The 2,028-nt window shown below is 73.5% G+C and carries 2 protein-coding genes; both read left to right on the top strand.

All coding sequences use genetic code 11. The features are described from left to right. The first annotated feature begins 3 nt into the window (after nt 1-3). A complete protein-coding gene (locus tag RH94_RS10190; RefSeq protein WP_107428659.1) occupies nt 4-1,572 on the top strand; it encodes an acyl-CoA carboxylase subunit beta in 1,569 nt (522 codons plus the stop codon). A 10-nt stretch (nt 1,573-1,582) separates the two neighbouring features. Next, nucleotides 1,583-1,795, top strand: coding sequence for an acyl-CoA carboxylase epsilon subunit (locus RH94_RS10185; RefSeq protein ID WP_073947303.1), 213 nt, complete (start codon nt 1,583-1,585; stop codon nt 1,793-1,795). Nucleotides 1,796-2,028: the final 233 nt, after the last annotated feature.

Genomic DNA, 2,028 nt, shown 5'->3' with positions numbered 1-2,028 from the left:
GAGATCGACATCCGCACGACCGCGGGCAAGCTCGCGGATCTGCAGCGCCGCATCCAGGAGGCGACGCACGCCGGCTCGGAGCGCGCGGTGGAGAAGCAGCACGCCCGGGGCAAGCTGACCGCCCGCGAGCGGATCGCGCTGCTGCTGGACGCGGACTCCTTCGTGGAGCTGGACGAGTTCGCCCGGCACCGCTCCACCCACTTCGGGCTGGAGGCCAACCGCCCCTACGGCGACGGCGTGGTCACCGGCTACGGCACCGTCGACGGCCGCCCGGTGGCGGTCTTCTCGCAGGACTTCACCGTCTTCGGCGGCGCGCTGGGCGAGGTGTACGGGCAGAAGATCGTCAAGGTGATGGACTTCGCCCTGAAGACCGGCTGCCCCGTCATCGGCATCAACGACTCCGGCGGCGCCCGCATCCAGGAGGGCGTCGCCTCGCTCGGCGCCTACGGGGAGATCTTCCGCCGCAACACCCACGCCTCCGGCGTCATCCCGCAGATCTCCCTGGTGCTCGGCCCGTGCGCGGGCGGCGCGGTCTACTCCCCCGCCATCACCGACTTCACCGTCATGGTCGATAAGAGCAGCCACATGTTCATCACCGGCCCGGACGTGATCAAGACGGTCACCGGCGAGGACGTCGGCTTCGAGGAGCTGGGCGGGGCCCGCACCCACAACACCGCCTCCGGGGTGGCCCACCACCTGGCCGCCGACGAGAAGGACGCCATCGAGTACGTCCAGCAGCTGCTGTCCTACCTGCCCTCCAACAACCTCGCCGAGCCCCCGGCGTTCCCGGAGCAGGCCGACCCGGCCCTCACCGCCGGGGACCGCGAGCTCGACGCGATCGTCCCGGACAGCGCCAACCAGCCCTACGACATGCACACCGTCATCGAGCACGTCCTCGACGACGGCGAGTTCCTCGAGACGCAGCCGCTGTTCGCGCCGAACATCCTCACCGGCTTCGGCCGCGTCGAGGGCCGCCCGGTCGGCATCGTCGCCAACCAGCCGCTGCAGTTCGCCGGCTGCCTGGACATCGACGCCTCCGAGAAGGCCGCCCGGTTCGTGCGCACCTGCGACGCCTTCAACCTGCCCGTGCTCACCTTCGTGGACGTGCCCGGCTTCCTGCCCGGGGTGGACCAGGAGCACACCGGCATCATCCGCCGCGGCGCCAAGCTGATCTACGCCTACGCCGAGGCCACCGTCCCGCTGATCACCGTGATCACCCGCAAGGCGTTCGGCGGCGCCTACGACGTGATGGGCTCCAAGCACCTGGGCGCCGACCTGAACCTGGCCTGGCCCACCGCGCAGATCGCCGTGATGGGCGCCCAGGGCGCGGTCAACATCCTGCACCGGCGCACCCTCGCCGAGGCCGCCGACGACGCCGAGGCCACCCGCGCCCGGCTGATCCAGGAGTACGAGGACACCCTCCTCAACCCCTACGTCGCCGCCGAGCGCGGCTACGTCGACGCCGTGATCATGCCCTCCCACACCCGCTCCCACCTCGTGCGCGGCCTGCGCCAGCTGCGCACCAAACGGGAGAGCCTGCCGCCCAAGAAGCACGGCAACATCCCCCTGTGAAGGAGCCCCCGTGATCAAGGTCATCCGAGGCAACCCCACCCCGGAGGAACTCGCCGCCGCCCTGGCGGTGGTCCGGGCGCGCGCCGCGGCGGCGACCGCCGTGCCGTCCGGCGCCGCCGCCGCCCGCCCGCGGGACTCCTGGGCAGACCCCGCGCGCCTCGCCGCCCGTGCGGTTCCGCGGCCGGGCCCTACGGCCTGGGCCCGCACGTACTGGCCCGGCTGAGCCCGGTTCCGCGGTCCGCCCCGGCGGGGGCTCCGCCCCCGCACCCCGCTTCGCCCACCCACCCGCCCGTCTCGGTGGGGAGAGAGGCCCCGGCCCCGGGGCTCCGCCCCAGACCCCTGTTCGGGGCTCCGCCCCGGCTTGGCCCGCCCGGCCCGCCCGATTCAGTGGGGAGAGAGGCCCCGGCCCCGGGGCTCCGCCCCAGACCCCGGCGGGGGCTCCGCCCCCTGCACCCC

This window comes from Streptomyces kebangsaanensis, from assembly GCF_001906585.1.
GTDB classification, from domain to species: Bacteria; Actinomycetota; Actinomycetes; order Streptomycetales; family Streptomycetaceae; genus Streptomyces; species Streptomyces kebangsaanensis.
This window is presented reverse-complemented; position numbering and strand designations above follow the sequence as displayed.